The organism is Aliiroseovarius conchicola (assembly GCF_041403445.1).
Taxonomy (GTDB): domain Bacteria; phylum Pseudomonadota; class Alphaproteobacteria; order Rhodobacterales; family Rhodobacteraceae; genus Aliiroseovarius; species Aliiroseovarius conchicola.
The window spans coordinates 183,579-201,153 of the sequence record NZ_JBGEHL010000005.1; the positions used below are offsets into that span (position 1 = coordinate 183,579).

General features: G+C 54.7%; 22 protein-coding genes and 1 tRNA gene. 11 read left to right on the forward strand and 12 right to left on the reverse strand.

The window, feature by feature from the left end; all coding sequences use genetic code 11:
* Positions 1 to 106: 106 nt before the first annotated feature.
* Positions 107 to 601: a L,D-transpeptidase family protein gene (locus V6N04_RS10870; protein WP_371170188.1), complete on the forward strand. Its 495-nt coding sequence runs from the start codon at positions 107 to 109 to the stop codon at positions 599 to 601.
* Positions 602 to 611: 10 nt separating this feature from the next.
* Here V6N04_RS10870 and dalA read toward each other — a convergent pair whose 3' ends face one another.
* The 5 genes from dalA to V6N04_RS10895 all read right to left on the reverse strand — a co-directional run bounded on the left by dalA (position 612) and on the right by V6N04_RS10895 (position 5,023).
* Positions 612 to 1,106 (reverse strand): divisome-associated lipoprotein DalA, encoded by a 495-nt coding sequence (gene dalA, locus V6N04_RS10875; protein ID WP_371170189.1) that lies wholly within the window; start codon positions 1,104 to 1,106, stop codon positions 612 to 614.
* Between the two features lie 243 nt (positions 1,107 to 1,349).
* A tRNA-Thr gene (locus V6N04_RS10880) sits at positions 1,350 to 1,425 on the reverse strand.
* 119 nt (positions 1,426 to 1,544) lie between these two features.
* Positions 1,545 to 3,047, reverse strand: coding sequence for a heme biosynthesis protein HemY (locus V6N04_RS10885; protein ID WP_371170190.1), 1,503 nt, complete (start codon positions 3,045 to 3,047; stop codon positions 1,545 to 1,547).
* Between the two features lie 10 nt (positions 3,048 to 3,057).
* Positions 3,058 to 4,335 carry a hypothetical protein gene (locus tag V6N04_RS10890; protein WP_371170191.1) on the reverse strand — a complete coding sequence of 426 codons (1,278 nt, stop codon included), beginning with the start codon at positions 4,333 to 4,335 and terminating at the stop codon, positions 3,058 to 3,060.
* 85 nt (positions 4,336 to 4,420) lie between these two features.
* Entirely contained in the window at positions 4,421 to 5,023 is a 603-nt protein-coding gene (locus V6N04_RS10895) for a uroporphyrinogen-III synthase (RefSeq protein ID WP_371170192.1), read from the reverse strand.
* A gap of 181 nt (positions 5,024 to 5,204) precedes the next feature.
* Here V6N04_RS10895 and tsaD point away from each other — a divergent pair, with 181 nt between their 5' ends.
* From tsaD to V6N04_RS10920, 5 genes are read left to right on the forward strand one after another with little or no spacing between them, the layout of a single operon-like run.
* A complete protein-coding gene (gene tsaD / locus V6N04_RS10900; protein ID WP_371170296.1) occupies positions 5,205 to 6,302 on the forward strand; it encodes a tRNA (adenosine(37)-N6)-threonylcarbamoyltransferase complex transferase subunit TsaD in 1,098 nt (365 codons plus the stop codon).
* Positions 6,299 to 7,246: an NAD(P)H-dependent glycerol-3-phosphate dehydrogenase gene (locus V6N04_RS10905; RefSeq protein WP_371170193.1), complete on the forward strand. Its 948-nt coding sequence runs from the start codon at positions 6,299 to 6,301 to the stop codon at positions 7,244 to 7,246. The genes tsaD and V6N04_RS10905 overlap by 4 nt, the downstream gene beginning before the upstream one ends.
* A gap of 1 nt (position 7,247) precedes the next feature.
* Positions 7,248 to 7,520: a YciI family protein gene (locus tag V6N04_RS10910; protein WP_371170194.1), complete on the forward strand. Its 273-nt coding sequence runs from the start codon at positions 7,248 to 7,250 to the stop codon at positions 7,518 to 7,520.
* On the forward strand, positions 7,520 to 7,936 hold the full coding sequence (locus tag V6N04_RS10915) for an EVE domain-containing protein (protein ID WP_371170195.1): 417 nt from the start codon (positions 7,520 to 7,522) through the stop codon (positions 7,934 to 7,936). Before V6N04_RS10910 ends, V6N04_RS10915 begins: the two co-directional genes overlap by 1 nt.
* Positions 7,937 to 7,987: 51 nt before the next feature.
* Positions 7,988 to 8,374, forward strand: a complete 387-nt coding sequence (locus tag V6N04_RS10920) for a DUF1761 domain-containing protein (RefSeq protein WP_371170196.1) — start codon at positions 7,988 to 7,990, stop codon at positions 8,372 to 8,374.
* A 306-nt stretch (positions 8,375 to 8,680) separates the two neighbouring features.
* On the opposite strand, the gene V6N04_RS10925 is transcribed toward V6N04_RS10920, so the two are convergent.
* Positions 8,681 to 9,022 (reverse strand): DUF2853 family protein, encoded by a 342-nt coding sequence (locus tag V6N04_RS10925; protein WP_371170197.1) that lies wholly within the window; start codon positions 9,020 to 9,022, stop codon positions 8,681 to 8,683.
* Positions 9,023 to 9,189: 167 nt separating this feature from the next.
* Here V6N04_RS10925 and lysM point away from each other — a divergent pair, with 167 nt between their 5' ends.
* Positions 9,190 to 9,609, forward strand: coding sequence for a peptidoglycan-binding protein LysM (lysM, locus tag V6N04_RS10930; protein ID WP_371170198.1), 420 nt, complete (start codon positions 9,190 to 9,192; stop codon positions 9,607 to 9,609).
* 74 nt (positions 9,610 to 9,683) lie between these two features.
* Here lysM and V6N04_RS10935 read toward each other — a convergent pair whose 3' ends face one another.
* From V6N04_RS10935 to ahcY, 3 genes are all read right to left on the reverse strand, one after another.
* Positions 9,684 to 10,199 carry an outer membrane beta-barrel protein gene (locus tag V6N04_RS10935; RefSeq protein WP_371170199.1) on the reverse strand — a complete coding sequence of 172 codons (516 nt, stop codon included), beginning with the start codon at positions 10,197 to 10,199 and terminating at the stop codon, positions 9,684 to 9,686.
* Between the two features lie 328 nt (positions 10,200 to 10,527).
* Positions 10,528 to 11,334: an extensin-like domain-containing protein gene (locus V6N04_RS10940; RefSeq protein WP_371170200.1), complete on the reverse strand. Its 807-nt coding sequence runs from the start codon at positions 11,332 to 11,334 to the stop codon at positions 10,528 to 10,530.
* Positions 11,288 to 12,679 (reverse strand): adenosylhomocysteinase, encoded by a 1,392-nt coding sequence (gene ahcY, locus V6N04_RS10945; protein WP_371170201.1) that lies wholly within the window; start codon positions 12,677 to 12,679, stop codon positions 11,288 to 11,290. Before ahcY ends, V6N04_RS10940 begins: the two co-directional genes overlap by 47 nt.
* A 135-nt stretch (positions 12,680 to 12,814) precedes the next feature.
* Between ahcY and V6N04_RS10950 the strand changes: the two genes are divergently transcribed.
* The 3 genes from V6N04_RS10950 to V6N04_RS10960 are packed head-to-tail and all read left to right on the forward strand — an operon-like array spanning position 12,815 to position 14,387.
* Positions 12,815 to 13,411, forward strand: coding sequence for an HD domain-containing protein (locus V6N04_RS10950; protein ID WP_371170202.1), 597 nt, complete (start codon positions 12,815 to 12,817; stop codon positions 13,409 to 13,411).
* The gene (locus V6N04_RS10955) at positions 13,408 to 13,872 is read left to right on the forward strand and encodes a GNAT family N-acetyltransferase (RefSeq protein WP_371170203.1); all 465 of its coding nucleotides are present in this window, start codon (positions 13,408 to 13,410) and stop codon (positions 13,870 to 13,872) included. Before V6N04_RS10950 ends, V6N04_RS10955 begins: the two co-directional genes overlap by 4 nt.
* Positions 13,872 to 14,387 (forward strand): GNAT family N-acetyltransferase, encoded by a 516-nt coding sequence (locus V6N04_RS10960; protein ID WP_371170204.1) that lies wholly within the window; start codon positions 13,872 to 13,874, stop codon positions 14,385 to 14,387. The genes V6N04_RS10955 and V6N04_RS10960 overlap by 1 nt, the downstream gene beginning before the upstream one ends.
* Here the strand turns inward: V6N04_RS10960 and V6N04_RS10965 are convergent.
* From V6N04_RS10965 to V6N04_RS10975, 3 genes are all read right to left on the reverse strand, one after another.
* Entirely contained in the window at positions 14,384 to 14,725 is a 342-nt protein-coding gene (locus tag V6N04_RS10965) for a hypothetical protein (RefSeq protein WP_371170205.1), read from the reverse strand. The genes V6N04_RS10960 and V6N04_RS10965 overlap by 4 nt on opposite strands.
* Complete coding sequence (locus V6N04_RS10970; RefSeq protein WP_371170206.1) at positions 14,722 to 15,276, reverse strand: ActR/PrrA/RegA family redox response regulator transcription factor; 555 nt, start codon at positions 15,274 to 15,276, stop codon at positions 14,722 to 14,724. Before V6N04_RS10970 ends, V6N04_RS10965 begins: the two co-directional genes overlap by 4 nt.
* A gap of 82 nt (positions 15,277 to 15,358) precedes the next feature.
* Entirely contained in the window at positions 15,359 to 15,988 is a 630-nt protein-coding gene (locus V6N04_RS10975) for an SCO family protein (protein WP_371170207.1), read from the reverse strand.
* 154 nt (positions 15,989 to 16,142) lie between these two features.
* Between V6N04_RS10975 and regB the strand changes: the two genes are divergently transcribed.
* Positions 16,143 to 17,561 (forward strand): sensor histidine kinase RegB, encoded by a 1,419-nt coding sequence (gene regB, locus V6N04_RS10980; RefSeq protein ID WP_371170208.1) that lies wholly within the window; start codon positions 16,143 to 16,145, stop codon positions 17,559 to 17,561.
* Positions 17,562 to 17,575: the final 14 nt, after the last annotated feature.

Sequence of the window (17,575 nt, forward strand, 5' to 3'; positions counted from 1 at the left end):
GTTTCGCCGATAGCGCGATAGCAGGCCAATTTGGCTTGTTTTGTTGCCGCACTCAACTACGATGGCGGAAAAACAGAATCCAAAACAGAGCAGTGTGTGACTTCTGATGAAATCCCTGACAACGATCCTTGCCATTCTGTCTTTGGTCTTCATGGCTTCATGCGGCCCGAAACGATACCAATATGACGGGCCCGAGGTAACGCAGATCATCGTGAACAAAGGTGCGCGAAAGATGTACCTTATGCATGGCACCGAGATCTTGAAAAGCTACCGAATTGACCTTGGTTTTGCCCCTGAGGGCGCCAAGGAGTTCGAAGGCGACGGCAAAACACCGGAGGGGCGATATGTGATTGATCGCCGCAATCCGAAAAGTGCATTCTATTTGTCGATTGGCATTTCATATCCGAACCGACAAAACGTCGAGGCCGCCGCCGCCGCCGGTCGTAAGCCGGGTGGGCAGATCTTCATTCACGGCGGACGACGTGCTCAGGACCGAGATGGACCCGATTGGACCGCTGGTTGTATATCAGTCAGTAACCGCGAAATGCGCGAAATTTTCACGATGGTTCGGCTGGGCACTGTGATCGACATCAATCCATGAGGATTGCCCGTTAGGCACCTGTTTCAAGCACCCACCAAATTTTGCCACTTTTTTCCTGGAACCAGGAAAAGCCGATGTTACGTGCACGCGGGTCAAGGATGGTGCGCCGAGTATCTGGTTGATTCATCCAAGCCGAGAGGGTTTGAAGTTCGGTCTCAAATGTTTCAGAGATATTCTCGCCCATGAAAATACCCTGATAACCGGCCCGACGCGCGCGATCGATTGGTGATGATCCATCTGACCCAAAGTGCCAGGGGCGATTCTGCACAGACATGTCGCGTGCATGAGTTTTTGCGGCTGCGGTTAACTGAGAATTTAGCTGTACCTGTCCAGCGCCCGAAGCCTGACGCAACGAGTTGATGCTATCCAGCATACGATACTGAATTTTCGAGGTTTTTCCCGACGATATACGATACACATTGACACCGCCACCAGTGCCGGTTGTCCCGGTTGTGCAGGACGCCAATGCCACTGCTGCCGCGATTGCAATTAGAAACCCACGCATTTGCTCTCTCATTTACCAAGTACCAGTCTTTGTCTGTCTATCTCGCACGAACAGAAGTGGCAAATAACGATCAGGTTTTAGGTCGTGTTAGGATATCGAGCGCCCATTCGAAGGGGCTATTTGTTGGTGCGGGGTATGAGGAGCCAACGGGTTTAGGGGTGAAGCGCCCGGCCAGACCACGCAATCACGTCGAACAACAAAGATCCGGATGGCTCTGAGTGTAGATAAAGTGTGCAGTGAGAGTGGTGCCTCAAGAGGGACTCGAACCCCCGACCTTGTCCTTACGAAGGACCTGCTCTACCAGCTGAGCTATTGAGGCAGCTTGCGCACCGTTGTCGAGTTGGTGACCACATCGGCGTCCGAGTTTTTAGACGTCAGTCAGAAGCGGTGCAAGTGAAATTCGCACCCGAATTTGACCTGTAGCAGCGGCTTGGCTTGTTAAGAAGTGGGCGCAGGGGCTTCGCGCGTGTCGTCGGCATCCAACTGTACAACCTCAGCATCCAAGACCTCAGCATCGGGTGCCTCGTCTTGGTCAGGTGCACCTCCATCTTCACTGATCTCTTCGGCGCCCCCGACGATCATCGGCAGCATTCCAGCGCTCCCCTGCATCGTGCTTTCGGTTTCAGGCGCGGGCTTCCATGCGAGTGTGTCGAACCCCTTGCATGCCTCGCAGATCGGCGTCCACGCCTCGTGCACATAGTTGCAGTTATCACATACCCATTGTGGACCACGAGGGGCGGTTACAGCGCGTGCCAGAAGGGCGCGTACCGTTTGATCGTCAGCCCCCTCACCACGTTCAATGGCTGCCAGAAGCGTCAGAGCTCGTTGGCTGGGGATATCGTCTGGCAGGAATCCAAGCGCTTTGCGGGCACTGGCGAAATCTTCAGCAGCGATATTCAACTCGGTCTTCAACATTTGTGTTTCCGGCTCGCCCTCATGATGCTTGGTCAGAGCACGGAACCGTTTCAAGCGTTCGGTCGGTGTTTCATCCGGTACAATATCTGCGAAAGCTGCGGCCAGCTCGGGATGAGGTTGCGCGCTCCAAGCTTTGGTCAACACGCGAGTCGCATAGCGGGGTTTGCCATCCTCTATGTAGCTGCGCGCAGCCATGACAGCGGCTGGCACCAAATCTGGTGATAGTCGATTTGCCTCGATCGCTGCTTCGCGGGCCTTAATATCATTGCCATCGTTCAAAATGCCCTTGGCTTCAGACAAGGCAAGAACCGCGTCGCGCCGTTTATGAACATCACGAGGTAAAGCGCCATATTTCAACTTTGCACCAAGTGTCTTACGCGCACCGGACCAGTCACTATCACGGGCCTGCAAGCCCAACAGAACATCCTGCGTTTCGGTATGCCGTGGTTTTAAGGCGAAAGCTTTTTGCGCCAACTTCATTGCCGTCTCGGTATCCCCTTCGGCAAGTTTTTGTTTCATGATGCCACGCACGCCTACAAACTGGGTGCGCTCGTCACGCAGCAAACGGCGATAAACCTCGTTTGCTTTGCGCTTGTCCCCAGACATCTCGGCCGCTTGAGCGGTTAGCAGGTTGGTCAGCTCAGGCCTGCGAAGATACTTCTCGGCGCGACTGGCTTTTGACATCGCAGTCGACCCTTCACCAGAGGCAAGGGCGATCATACCTTCCGCCAACGCCTCGTAGCCTTTCCGCTCACGCGAGCGATCGAAGTAACGCGAGATCGCCGTCTCATCGCCGTTCACAAATCGGATGAATGCAATCAGCAAGCCTATCAGCACGATTGCCACCCAAATGGCCAGAACCAAAAGGACACCGACAATGACTGCCTGCAGAGGTTGCAAATTCAACTCGGTCGAGCCGATGGCGATGCGAATACCGCCGCTGGTTTCCATCAGTTGACCTGCACCAAGCGTCAACAACGCGATCACAGCGACGAAAAGAATAATCTTAAAAAGAGACCAAAGCATCGGCGCGTCCTTACTTGCTGTTCACTTGCTGGGCCAGGGTCTGCCCGGCATTAAGCGCATCCATCCGCGCCTTGGCTTGCGCCATCCATGTTTTCAGTGCCGGCTTGCCAGCCTCTGGCATGGCGTCAAGTTCGTTCAAGACGGCATCAAGACGTCCATCCTTCAACGCAGCCTCGGCGCGCGACAGGATGGCGTCGGGGTCGTTGCCTTCCTTGGGTTCCAGCGATCGCGTTCCCAACTGGGTACGGAAAAATGCGGCTACACGGTCCATTGTGCCGTCTGAAACCGATGCACGGATAGACGCATCAAGAGATGCGCGCGCGGCTGCGGGAAATTCTGCCTGTAGAGCGGATAGCGTCAAAACGCCAGTTTCCGCGTATGCACTTAGGGCCTCTGGTGCTGTAACACCGGCATTCTCGGTCAGATCAAACAGCGCATCACTATAGGGGCGCCCGGTGTCCAATGCTGCCAAAACCCTCGACATTGCTGCGCGAGCCGCCGCCGCTTTCGCGGTTGCTGTGGCATCCGTCTTCAAGTTTTGTGCGTCGTCTTTGGCATCCGTAATCTTGGCAAGTTCTGCATCCAACATCTGACGCATCTGCTGCAATTCCCGTTCATAGGCAGTAGCGGCTGCCGCTGCAGCCTCCATGCCGGAGCCCTGGGGCAGCTTTTCAACGGTATGAACACGATTTTCCAGATCGGTCAGTTTGCCCGACAGCGCTTCAAACTGAGTTCGCATCTGGTCCAATTCGCCGCTCATCTCGCCGCGCAGATGATCTAGACCGGTGTCAGCCTGCATCGTTTTCAATGTGTCCGACTGCGTGGCGGTAGTGGTTTCTACCCCGGTTAGGCGTTCGGTGATTGCGCTAAGCTTGGTTTCGACAGGATCAACAACGGGTTCGTTTGCGAACGGCCACTGATCTGGGTAACGCGCCGCGCCAAACCCAAGTGCCGCCGCGATTGCACCGCCCAGCAACATAGGCATGAAAGACGGTCTGCTTTTCGGGGGCAGGGCGGGTGTAGGATCAGCGTCGGCGACTTCGCCTGCGGGCTCTGCCACATCTTCTGCAGGCATATCTACCTTATCACTAACACCGTCCTCGGACTCATCGGCGCCATCGTCAGTTTGGGTGGTTTCCGATGTCTCAGTATCCTCCTGAGAACCCTCATCTTGCATCGATACGGCGTCTTCTTTGCTTTCGGGTTCCGATGCAGTTGCTTCATCGATGACAACAGCGTCTTCAACCTTCTCTGGCTTGTCCTTTGCAGGCTTGCGGGATTTGGCCAATTTCGAAACCTTTCGAATCTCTTGTTAAAATACGACACAAGTGCCGTATCAGCTTAGCTTGCGACCTGTTCCCGCTCAAGCGGGCTCAACACCGAAGTGCTGCGACAATCTTGTCGACCATTGCATCTCCGGTTGGCATAGCGCTGACCTCGGACGTGCCGCCGGTGATGTCACGCCATGCGTTTGCCACCGCGTCGCTTATCGTAATGACATGGAGGCCCGGACCCTGCTGCGCAATAGCATGCCCAACCAAGCGCGCCGACCGAGCCGAGAAAAGGGGAAGGATCGCGGCGTCCTCCCCTTCAAGCATACGGATCGCTGATGCCGACAAGGACAGCTGGTCTTGCCTATAGGTCTGAACCTCGGAACAGGGTATTCCAGCGGTATTCAACGGGCCGCAAAGGTCGGTCGCGATGTGCGAGCCTCGCATATATATCACCGCCCCTACGTCGTCCCGACCAGCCAGCCAGCGTAATAACTGATCCGCATCAGGTGCTTGGTATCTTACGAGGCCACCTGCGGCCCGAACGGCTTCGGCAGTGCGCTGCCCAACGCAATAAGCTGGTCGACCACCCAAAGAACCCCGCACGGCATGCGCAGAAGTAACGATGACACCATCCGACCCAGTCAGATCTGGCGTGCCGCCAGTTGCCACGATTTCCATAACGGGTGAGGTTATGGCAGTCACTGACACGCCCAAGACCGCCTTAACGCGCTCAAGAACGCAGGCCGAGCTTGCGGCGGGTCGTGTAAGCACCAAAGTCTTTTGGGTGGACATCAAAGGCCTGCCGGGATTGTCTCGTCTTGACTGTGGTGTTACCCCGACCAGACCCCTTGCCGCAACCAATCCCGATGGGACAGGTATCGTGATGACCCAAACTGTGACCCTCTTGGGGCTGGAAAGCTCCTGCGATGACACCGCAGCTGCGGTCGTGCGACACATACCGGGTGAGACACCCAATATTCTGTCGTCAGTGGTCGCAGGCCAGACACAGCTTCATGCTGATTTTGGCGGCGTTGTGCCCGAAATCGCGGCGCGCGCGCATACAGAAAAGCTTGATCATTGCGTTGAAGAGGCTCTAATTCAGGCGAATGTGCATCTTTCGGACCTAGATGGTATTGCGGTCACTGCGGGCCCAGGATTGATTGGGGGGGTGGTTGCTGGTGTGATGTGTGCGAAAGGCTTGGCCGCCGGGTCTGGCTTGCCGTTGATTGGCGTCAATCACCTTGCCGGACATGCGCTGACACCTCGACTAACGGACCAAACCAAGTTTCCCTATCTGATGTTGCTTGTCTCGGGCGGACATTGCCAGTTTCTGGTCGTGAAGGGAGCGGATGAATTCAGGCGCCTCGGTGGAACAATTGATGATGCCCCCGGAGAGGCATTCGACAAAACAGCCAAGCTTTTGGGACTTGCCCAGCCCGGTGGGCCTGCGGTCGAGGCGCAGGCCAAGCTTGGTGACCCCGAGAGCTTTCGGTTTCCCAGACCGCTGCTGGATCGCCCCGGTTGCGATATGAGTTTTTCTGGACTGAAGACCGCCCTCCTTCGGGAGCGCGATCGACTGGTCGCTGAACATGGCGGATTGCGACAACAGGACCGATCAGATTTGTGTGCGGGTTTTCAAGCTGCCGTTCGTGATGTCCTTGCTGAAAAGTCACGTCGTGCCTTAGTGGAGTACTTGGCGCTTAACCCAACAAATCCGACGTTGGCGGTTGCCGGAGGTGTCGCGGCAAATTTTGAGATTCGAGGCAAGTTAGAGACTATATGTGCCGATTCAGGGGCGGCCTTTCTTGCTCCACCACTAGCGCTGTGCACCGATAACGCTGCAATGATCGCATGGGCCGGGATCGAGGCTTTTCGTGACGGTCATCGCGATGACATGAGCTTACAAGCGCGCCCCAGATGGCCTTTGGATAATCAGGCGCCCGCTATGCTTGGGTCCGGGAAAAAGGGGGCAAAGGCGTGACGATTTCTGTTCTGGGTGCCGGTGCGTTCGGCACCGCGCTTGCTATATCACTGTCTCGTGACGGACGCGCTGTATCGCTTTGGGGGCGTGACACGTCTGATATGGCCTCTGAAAACCAGAACACCCGTCGACTGGCGGGATTCGCGTTTCCAGACAGCCTGACAGTCCAGAGCGACTTGGAGCTCGCGGCCAAGGCCCAAATCTTGTTGATCGCAACACCAATGCAGAGTCTGGCGAATTTCTTGTCGGAACATACGCACATGTTGGACGGTAAGACGCTTGTGGCATGTTGCAAGGGAATCGACCTTTCAACCGGCTTGGGTCCAGCGGAAATAATCAGACGAACCTGTCCCAATGCGATCCCTGCAATCCTGTCGGGACCGAGTTTCGCGGTGGATATCGCGGCAGGGCTACCAACCGCATTGACGCTTGCCGCCGAGAATGCAGAGGGTTTGCAAGAGGCGCTTTCGACCGCAAACATCCGCATCTATCGCAGTACCGATCTGACAGGGGTCGAAATCGGCGGCGCGCTGAAGAACGTGGTTGCGATAGCCTGCGGCATTGCGACCGGGGCGGGGCTTGGCGAGAGCGCACATGCCGCGTTAATGACACGCGGCTACGCAGAGATGCAGCGCTTTGCGTTGTCACGTGGGGCTTTGCCAGAAACTCTTGCGGGTCTGTCTGGGTTTGGCGATCTGGCGTTGACATGCTCTTCAGAGAAATCACGAAACTTCGCCTATGGGCTCGCACTTGGCCGGGGTGCGACATTGCCCGAAGGAACCACCGTAGAAGGCAAGGCGACAGCCAAAGCAGTCTCTAACCTTGCAAAAAATGACAATATTGACCTGCCAATTGCAGCAATGGTGGTCGCCGTACTGGAAAACCATCTGACAATCGAAGAAGCTGTCGAAAGGCTTCTCGCTCGCCCACTCAAGGAGGAATAACATGCTCGTAGCGCTCATCTGTACCGACAAACCCGGTGCCATTGAAATCCGCAAAGCCAATCGTGAGGCTCATCTTGACCACATCAAGTCATCAGGTGTCGTGATGCAAGCCGGGCCGTTTCTGGACACCGACGGGATGATGTGCGGTTCGCTGTTGATCCTTGATGTTGAGGACATGGCCGCGGCGCAAAGTTGGGCAAACAATGATCCATATGCTAAAGCTGGGTTGTTTGAAAACGTTCGTCTGGAGCAGTGGAACAAGGTCGTGGGCTGATGGCATATTGGTTGTTCAAATCCGAGGTCTCAACGTGGAGTTGGGACCAGCAGGTCGAAAAGGGTGACGCCGGCGAAGAATGGGACGGTGTACGCAACTATCAAGCACGCAATCACATGCGAACCATGAAGAAGGGCGATCTTGGGTTCTTCTACCACTCTCAGAAGGAAAAAGAGATCGTCGGTATCGTTGAGGTTATCGCCGAAAGCCACCCCGACAGCACCACAGATGATGAGCGATGGGACTGTGTTGATATCAAAGCTGTCCAGTCCTTGGCAAAGCCTGTGACGCTTGCGATGTGCAAAGAAGACCCACGTCTTGCGGATATGGTGTTGGTGAACAACTCGCGACTGTCTGTACAGCCCGTGACCGAGGATGAGTGGAATACCATCATCGCTCTGTCAGACACCAAATAAATTTGATGGCATAAATACGCTCATCACAAGATCAAACAGGAGGAATAATCAATGTTGCAGGTATTGATTGCAGCGGTTGCCGGATACGCATTTGGCGCAGTTTGGTATATGGCTCTAGCAAAACCATGGGTTAAGGCGACCGGGATCGAGGTGGATGACAATGGACGTCCGACTAACAATTCTCCGATTCCCTTTATTGTCGCGTTTATCAGCGCAATCGTTGTTGCTGGCATGATGCGCCACATGTTTTCAATGGCTGGCATCGACACCGTGGGCAAAGGGTTTGTCACTGGGCTGGGTCTTGGGTTGTTTGTCGTCGTCCCTTGGATGGTCAACAACATCATGTTCGGAGACCGTGACAAAAACCTGATCTGGATCGACGGAGGCTACGCCGCGGGCGGCTGTGCCGTGATCGGATTGGTCTTAGCTCTGTTCTAAGAAAAAGCTTAAAAAAAGAAAAAGAGGGGCCGACGTCTCGGTCCCCCTCCTTTCCACCCCACGTGCTCCCCAGCACCACACGCGTCTCTGAAAATTTAGGGTCCGGCCGTCCTAGCCTTCGAATTGAACCTAGCGGGGCGGCTTGCGGTTTGCAACTCTTGTTCGCCTACAAAACAATTCAAAATCAATATGTTAACGCCTTCGAAAGGTTTTTCGCCCAGGTGAGAAAATGACTTCCCGCATTCAACAACACATGAAAAAAGGCGCCGCCAAACTGGCAGCGCCTTTTCAGCAATTCGCTAGGGATCAGCCGTAGACGGACTCTTTTCCGAAATGCTTGACCAACATGTAGTAGACAACGGCGCGATACTTGTTGCGCTCGCTGCGACCATAGGTTTCGATGACGGCGTTGATTGCGTCCATAAGCTGTGGGCCATCAGCCAGACCCAGCTTCTTGATCAGGAAGTTGTCCTTGACGGTCTCAAGCTCGCTGTCCTGACCTGCGGCTACGGTCGACGCATCCGCGTTGTAAATCGCAGGGCCACAGCCGATGGTTACCTTCGTCAAAAGGTCCATATCCGGCGTCATACCGCATTTCGATTTCAGGTCATCTGCATATTTTGCAATCAGCTCGTCACGTTTACCCATTTTGGTCTCCCATAGTTAATGACATTCACACGTTCAATTCGCCGACGAGACTAGGCGCAATCCTGATTTCATCAAAGGAAAAGTTTGCGCAGGGATTCCCCCTAGGTTTTTACCACAGTATCGCGCAGGATGGTTGGGAAACTCATGTTTGTAAATTGGAGGTACCTATGGGTCTTTGGAGTTTTGTTAAGGGCGCAGGAAAGTCGCTTTTCGGTGGGGGCGATGAAACCGCATCTGCTGATACGTTGAACAAGGAAGTTGCCGATCTTGGGATCGACACTTCAGACTTGGACATCAAGATGGATGGCGAGAAGGTCATCGTATCTGGCGGCGAAAACCTAAGCGCGGAAGATCGCGAAAAGGTCATTTTGGCAGTTGGCAACGTCGAAGGCGTGGCCGAAGTTGAGGCCGACCTTGAAAACGAACCAACATTCCACACAGTCGCAAAAGGCGATACGCTTTGGGCGATTGCCGAAAAAACACTTGGTAATGGCGCACGCTACAAAGAGATCTTTGAAGCCAACAAGCCAATGCTAAAGGATCCTGACTTGATCTATCCTGGTCAAAATCTTCGCATCCCCAGCTAAACCCGAATACATCATACGTGTGATGTAAAAAGGGGGCCTTTGGGCCCCCTTTTCTATGCTCGATACGTGTTCACTTAGAACGTGAAACCTGCGCGAATGCCAAGTTGGTTTGACACGGCCTCTCCGCCGCCTTCGATTTTTTCATAGCGGTTGTGGCTTAGCTCTGCGCCCAGAAATACGTTGTCGGTAATTTTGTGATCATAACCGACACCTACAAGATAACCCTGAGCATTGCCGCCTGTAGAAACCTTGCTGCGTAGGTAACCAGCGGTCCCGTAAAGAAGGCCGCTGTCACCCACACCGAACCCATAACGTGCTTTCAGTTTGAACTGGTTTTCAAGCTGCGCGCCCGAGCTTAGGCCAATCTTGGGGTTAGAGTAGCCAAGTTCGACACCAGCGACTGAGCCGCCAAGGTCGAAATTATAGCCAGCGAACCCGCCATAGACGGTCGTGTTGCCATCAGCCAAGCCAGATTGGGGCTTGCTGATGCCTGCTTCAAGACCACCATAAATCCCAGACCAGTCTTCGGCCTGCGCAGCAAGGGGAAGGCTGCATAATAGAGCCATGGAAACTGCTGTGAGTTGTTTCATTTCTTTTCTCCTCAATAGATGTCAGGGCTGCATATTCATGACCTGGGAGACATAAGCGCCCTGATGTACGGAAACGCTATCGTTGTCAGGCCACGGTGGGCAATCCCGAAAAATGACGCGTTTTCAATGCTATGAGCGCATGTTCGCCGCTCTCTGTGCGGGTGTGTGCCAATGAAAGAAATATTTCAGAAAGTTGTTCGGCGGGCGCCTTGAACTCTCGAAGAAGGCCGCCTTTTAGTGGTGTGGGGCAGTGCGCCCATCGATAGCCTTCTCGTATTTTTCGTACGGTCCGAAGGGCGATAGTTCTGTACCTGCTGGGTTTGGAAATCTAACGACAGTAACCCCAGCCCGTGTTCTCCAGATGGAAGTGATCGGCATGCAAGCGGTTGTAGTTCGGCCCTAGAACCAACCGGAACCAATCACAAGATCCCCTCCAGATTTCATGGAGAAACGCGGCTTCCGGTCCACTGCCGTCCCAATCATCCAAAAGGGTCAACCGGCGCCCGTCGGCAAGGCGGACGCCGGTGATATCAATGGCGTTGGCCTGAGCGTGACTGCTCCACCTTCCGTTTTCACCTGCGCTGGTGCGCATCATCCGGCAATTGTAGCTTCCAATTTGGGTGATCTCTGTTACCGGCGTGCCCAATATCCGCAACGCTGCGGGTTGGATCACATGATGTTCCCACATCGCCATCCGGAGAGCCGTGGCACACCGCGTCTCGACTGAGTTAAGACGCGCTGCAACAAGACCGGAAAGCCGACCGCGCCCCGATATGCCGCAGTGCTCGTCCACTTCAAGATCATCCATGGGTGCGAACCTGACACCTGCCTGATCCAAGACATTTCGGCAAACGGCCTCATCACGCAGCGCGGCCAGCATTTGAAGACGGCTGACAAGCGTGACCGGGGCAGTAACAGAAAGCTGCTTCGTAGGGTTCCAATGGTCAGGAAGCGGTCCATCAGGCCGCAGGACCAGCCACAGGAAAGCCAGCCCAAAGAAAGCGACGGAAAACAGGCCTGATAAAAGAGTAAGCGCCGCCCAACGCAATATCGGACGGCGCTTAATATCGTCTTTAGTACGAAAAGCCTCAGTAACGGTAGTGCTCTGGCTTGAAGGGTCCTTCTGTTGAGACACCGATATAATCTGCCTGCTCTTTGTCCAGTTTCGAAAGCTTCACACCGATCCGGTCCAGATGCAAGCGGGCGACTTTTTCGTCCAGATGCTTAGGTAGGATGTAAACGTCGTTGTTGTACTCGTCGCCCTTGGTCCACAGTTCGATCTGAGCCAACACTTGGTTGGTAAAGGACGCGGACATTACGAAGGACGGGTGACCCGTGGCGTTTCCAAGGTTCAAAAGGCGACCCTGCGACAGAAGGATCAGACGATTGCCTGATGGCATCTCGATCATGTCCACCTGGTCTTTGATGTTCGTCCACTTGTGGTTCTTCAGGCTTGCCACCTGAATTTCGTTGTCGAAGTGGCCGATGTTGCCAACAATCGCCATGTCCTTCATCTCGCGCATATGTTCGATGCGGATCACGTCTTTGTTGCCGGTTGTGGTGATGAAGATGTCAGCGTCAGTGATGGCGTCTTCCAGTGTAACAACCTCAAACCCATCCATCGCGGCTTGCAACGCGCAAATCGGGTCGATCTCGGTCACTTTCACACGCGCGCCAGCACCGCGCAGCGACGCGGCCGAACCTTTGCCTACATCGCCGTAACCACAAACAACAGCAACCTTACCAGCCATCATCGTGTCAGTGGCGCGACGGATGCCATCAACCAGAGATTCTTTACAGCCGTACTTGTTGTCGAACTTCGACTTGGTCACCGAGTCGTTTACGTTGATCGCCGGGAACGGCAGCTGGCCGTTCTTGACCAGCTCATACAAACGGTGAACGCCGGTTGTCGTCTCTTCCGACACGCCTTTGATCTGTTCGCGCATCTTGGTGAACCAGCCAGGGCTTGCTTCCATACGCTTCTTGATCTGAGCAAACACAGCAACCTCTTCTTCAGAGGTCGGGGTTTCAATCAGACCGGTTTCACCGTTCTCAACACGGGCGCCCAGAAGGATATAGAGTGTCGCATCACCACCATCGTCCAAGATTAGGTTCGGGCCATCTTCGAACAGGAATGATTTGTCCAGATAATCCCAATGCTCTTCAAGAGTTTGACCCTTAATCGCAAATACCGGCGTGCCACCAGCTGCAATCGCTGCCGCCGCGTGGTCTTGGGTCGAGAAGATGTTGCACGATGCCCAGCGCACATCGGCTCCCAGCGCTACGAGCGTTTCGATCAGCACGGCGGTCTGAATTGTCATGTGCAGCGATCCAACGATCCGCGAACCCTTCAGGGGCTGGCTTTCGCCATATTCTTCGCGCAGCGCCATCAGGCCCGGCATTTCAGTTTCTGCGATGTCCAATTCCTTGCGACCAAACTCGGCAAGGTTGATGTCTTTTACAATGTAATCTGTGGTCACGGTGTCTCTCCGATCTAGAACCGATATGTTTGGCAGGTGCCGTAGCATTCTATTCGCTGGCTGGCAATGAAGCCCAATTGACTTGCCGCGTAAAAACGACAGAGTGCGGCTTAGTTCGCCCAAGGAGACCTGAAAATGCCCCGTCAACCCCGCGCATGGCAACGGATGCTGTCTGGCCGTCGGCTTGATCTGCTGGACCCGACTCCGATGGATATCGAGATCGAGGACATCGCCCATGGGCTGGCCTTTGTCGCGCGGTGGAACGGGCAGACTGTTGGCGATTTCCCGTATTCGGTCGCCGAGCATTCCTTACTGGTCGAAGAGCTTTACACGCGCATGAACCCCAAAGCCCCGGTTAAATGGAGGTTGGCCGCGCTTTTGCACGATGCGCCGGAATATGTGATTGGTGATATGATCTCACCGGTGAAATCTGCCGTCGGACCGGGCTATGGCGAGTTGGACGAGCGATTGACCGCTGCAATTCATATTCGATTTGGCCTGCCTGCAAAACTGCCTGAATTGGTCAAGAAAGCGATCAAAAAGGCGGACCGTATTTCAGCTTGGCTGGAAGCGACGCAGATTGCTGGCTTCACCGTTGAAGAGGCAAACAAATTTTTTGGCACCCCCGATCCAGATAATACTGCGGGGTTGAAAATCGCGTTACGAGCCCCCGCCGAAGTGCGCCGCGCGTTTACCGCCCGGCATGAAGAACTGTTAGGGCAGGTGTCGTGATTACAACCCGAGAGGCGCGCCCGGACGACGCGTCGGGAATGAGCCGCGTGATCACGCCAATCCTAGCGAATTGGGGCAGCACAAGACGCGGCGATCCCGAGCATATGCTCAATAACTACATCCAGCACCCCGACAATATTCGTTGCACAGTGTGCACGGACAGCACCGGACGTCTTATCGGGTTTCAATCGCTGATTCTGCCCGATGAAAACAATCCCTACAATACGCCCAAAGGCTGGGGCGAGATTGGAACCTATGTCGCACTGGACGCCGGACGCGGCGGCATTGGCCGTGCATTATTCTTGGACACACATGATGCTGCCAGCGCCGCCGGGCTGACGTTTATCGAAGCCTCAATCGGGGATGAAAATAGGATTGGTCTTGCCTATTACGACGCGATGGGATTTGTAACATATGCCGCTGAAGCTGGCTTGATCCGAAAAAGATATGAGGTGAATTAGTGTCTGTTTCTATCACAACGCGCGGCGCAATGGCGTCAGACGCACAAGCCATGTGTGACGTGTTGAATCCGATTATTCTGGACGGATCAACAACCGCTCACCGAACACTATTTGACGCCCAGCGCATGCGTGACACCCACATCGATGCACCGCTGCTTGTGCGCACAACTGTTGCGTTGCGCGGCGATCAGCTTATGGGGTTTCAACTCCTGGAGTGGACGGATCCAAACTATGACGGACCCGAGGCGCTGCCTGAAGGCTGGGCTGTAATTGCAACATTCGTACGCGATGGATCGCAAGGGCTTGGCATTGGCCAGCACCTCTGGCGCGAGACTTTGTTGGCCGCAAAAAGTGCCGGCGTAGTGTCGATAGATGCCAGCATCCGTACCGACAACACGCCTGGATTGGCCTATTATTCCGGCCTTGGATTTAGAGACTATTCCAGCATAGATGGGATGGTTCTTTCGGACGGCACCAAGGTCGACAAAACCCGCAAGCGGTTTGACATTACCTAAGTGCAGGTTCGTCCTTGGGACCCTGTGGCCGTCTTCCAACCCACAAACCGTTCGCGCGTGAAGGTCAGCACCAGATCATCCCATGCCAGCTGTTGTGTGATACCCGCAGAACAACCCAGCAATGTCAACGCGCGGTGTGGCCCTAGTTCTCGATCAACTGCACGAATGGCACCTGCTGGAGATCGGCCGAAATCAATCCGTTTCCCGATTGGATCAACACTCAGACCCAAGTTATCGGGACGAAAGCTGACATCACTCCGCTGAACCGATGTTGTAGTCGGCGACACGCAGGCGGACATAATCGTCAATACCGATAGAGCCGCCACGACCCGCATCATCGGGGGCTTCGCTTGGCCAAAATCCTTTGAAGCGTCCGGCGGTGCATGTTCAGCCTGCGTGCGGTTTCCGAGACATTGCGATCACACAGCTCGTAAACACGTTGAATATGCTCCCAACGGACCCGGTCGGCTGACATTGGATTCTCGGGAGGTGGCGGAAGCTCGTCAGGTTTGGCCAACAGCGCGCTGGTTATGTCATTGGCATCTGCGGGTTTAGACAAATAGTCCGTCGCGCCAAGCTTCACAGCCGCAACGGCAGTCGCAATTGCGCCATATCCGGTCAGGATCACAATGCGCGCATCAGGACGCCGCTCGCGGATGGTTTCAACCACATCCAAGCCGTTTCCGTCATCCAATCGCAAATCGACAACCGCATAGGCAGGTGGGCGCGCGGTCGCGATGGCCTTGCCGGCGGTCACGGATTCTGCTGTCTCAACCTCAAACCCGCGTTTTTCCATGGCGCGTGCCAGTCGGCGAAGAAACGGTTCGTCGTCATCCACCAATAGCAGAGAGGCGTCGTCACCGATCGGCTCGAGTTCTTGTGATGTCATCCGCCCACCCTTTGGTTCGCGTCCTTACTAAGACTTATCTAGGCACTCCAACCTATAAGGTCAATTTGAACGCCAGCCCATCCTAGGCGTTCATACCATCAATAAAGCACCCTACACGATCCGCCATCGAGTCAGGGCTTTCATCGCGTTTGAAGAACTCGGCGAAGCCTGTGTCAGGGAACATAAGATAAGTGAAGGTGGAGTGATCCATTAGATAATACTCCTCCATCCCCTTTTCAGGCTCTTGTTTGCGATAATAGGATTTGTAAGCTTGGCTCGCGGCCTTCACCTGCTCGGGTGTGCCGGTCAGGCCGATCATATCGTCATGCATGAAGCTGGTGAAATCACTCAGCTGTTCAGGCGTGTCACGCTCGGGATCGATGGTGATAAAGGCGGATTGAACATCATACCCACGGTCTTGCAACAAACGCAGCGCATCTGCGTTACGTGCATTGTCCAGCGGACAGACATCTGGGCAAAACGTATATCCAAAATACACCAGCGTGGGTTTTGTGATCACATCCTTGTCGGTCACCAGAGTACCGCTTTCGTCGATCAACTCGAACGGACCACCGATTGATGCAACGCCAGTACCGACTGCACCTGTCCGGCATTTCGCAAGCTGGTCGACCTCTCCGGTCGTGACATACCATGTGGCCCCTAAAAGGGCCGTGACTGCAACCGCACCGGTCAGAGCATAAACAGTCTTCATCGGCGTTCTCCTTGCCAGAGTGTTTCGCACGGATCATCCTGTCGGCGGGGCTGTCCGGCTACGCGTTTCGTTGTCGGTATTGATCCAACTTTCGTGCAGGACTAACAAGAGATCAGATTGACGCAACCCGAAACCAGCCCCGATTGGATCACAAATGCAAGAGGACCAAGGCTACGATGCGGCCTTACTGGGCGTCGAAAACCCGGCAAGCATACTGCCAGGCCGTTGGGTGCGGCTCTATACGTTGGTCGTACTACGCTGGGCTGCAATCTTCGGTCAGATCGCCGCGATAATAGTGTCTATTACGCTATTTTCGCTTCAATTGCACTATGGCTTGGCGGCGACGGCAGTTGGGCTAGCGGTGATAGCAAACCTGGTTGCCCTTGCCGTTTTCCCGAAGAATGCCCGACTAGATGAACAGCAGGCTTTGGGCATGCTGTTGTTTGATACGTTACAGCTGGCTTTCATGGTTTTCCTGACCGGCGGACTGAACAATCCCTTTATGGTTCTTATCGTAGCTCCCGTTACGGTTGCGGCCAGCGCATTGTCGACGCGCGCTACAATTATCGTCGGAAGCGTTGCAATCGTGGCAACGACAGCAGTGGGCTTCGTCAATTTCCCACTGCAAACACAGGCGGGTGCAGTGGTACTGATGCCGGATTTGTTTGTGTTTGGAATCTGGGTGGCTGTCGTTACTTCGATTGTGTTCGTCGGGCTCTATACTCGTCGAATATCATCCGAAGTCCGCTCTATGTCCGAAGCGCTACTCGCAACGCAGATGGCCCTGTCACGCGAGCAGAAACTTACAGATTTGGGCGGTGTCGTCGCAGCTGCGGCACATGAGCTGGGCACGCCGTTGGCCACGATCAAGCTGGTCGCGACTGAACTGACCGATGAGTTAAAAAACCACCCGGAGTTACAAGACGACGCGACTTTGATTCACCAGCAAGCCGACCGCTGCCGCGATATCCTGCAATCGATGGGCCGTGCTGGCAAGGATGACATGTTGGTAAAAAGTGTCCCGCTGGTGGCACTGATCGAAGAGGCTGCGAACCCACATCTCGACCGTGGTAAGACGTTGGAGATCTCAGTTCTTTCGGGCTTCAGCGGTTCGACAGAGGAACCGATCGTCATCCGTCGACCCGAGATCATCCACGGCCTGCGCAACCTGATCCAGAACGCTGTCGACTTTGCGACGACGACTGTCTGGATTGATATCGGGTGGTCAGAAACCGAGATCAAATTGCGGATCATCGACGATGGGAAAGGCTTTGCACCACAGGTATTGGGCTGGATTGGTGACCCTTTTATTCGCGGTAAGAAGCCGGCTCAAGAAAAGGGGCACCGGCGTGAATACAAGGGTATGGGGCTTGGTCTGTTCATCGCCAAGACCCTGCTTGAACGCACCGGCGCGCAGCTTAGTTTCGCCAACGGGACCGAACCTTACACTGGACGACCCCATCCACGTGAGAAGTCCGGCGCTATTGCACAAGTGATCTGGCCGCGTGATGAAAATAGTATTGAACACAAGCCGACGACCGGTGGGCTTGGGCTGAATCTGCCATTCCAATAGGGCGGATGCGGGCT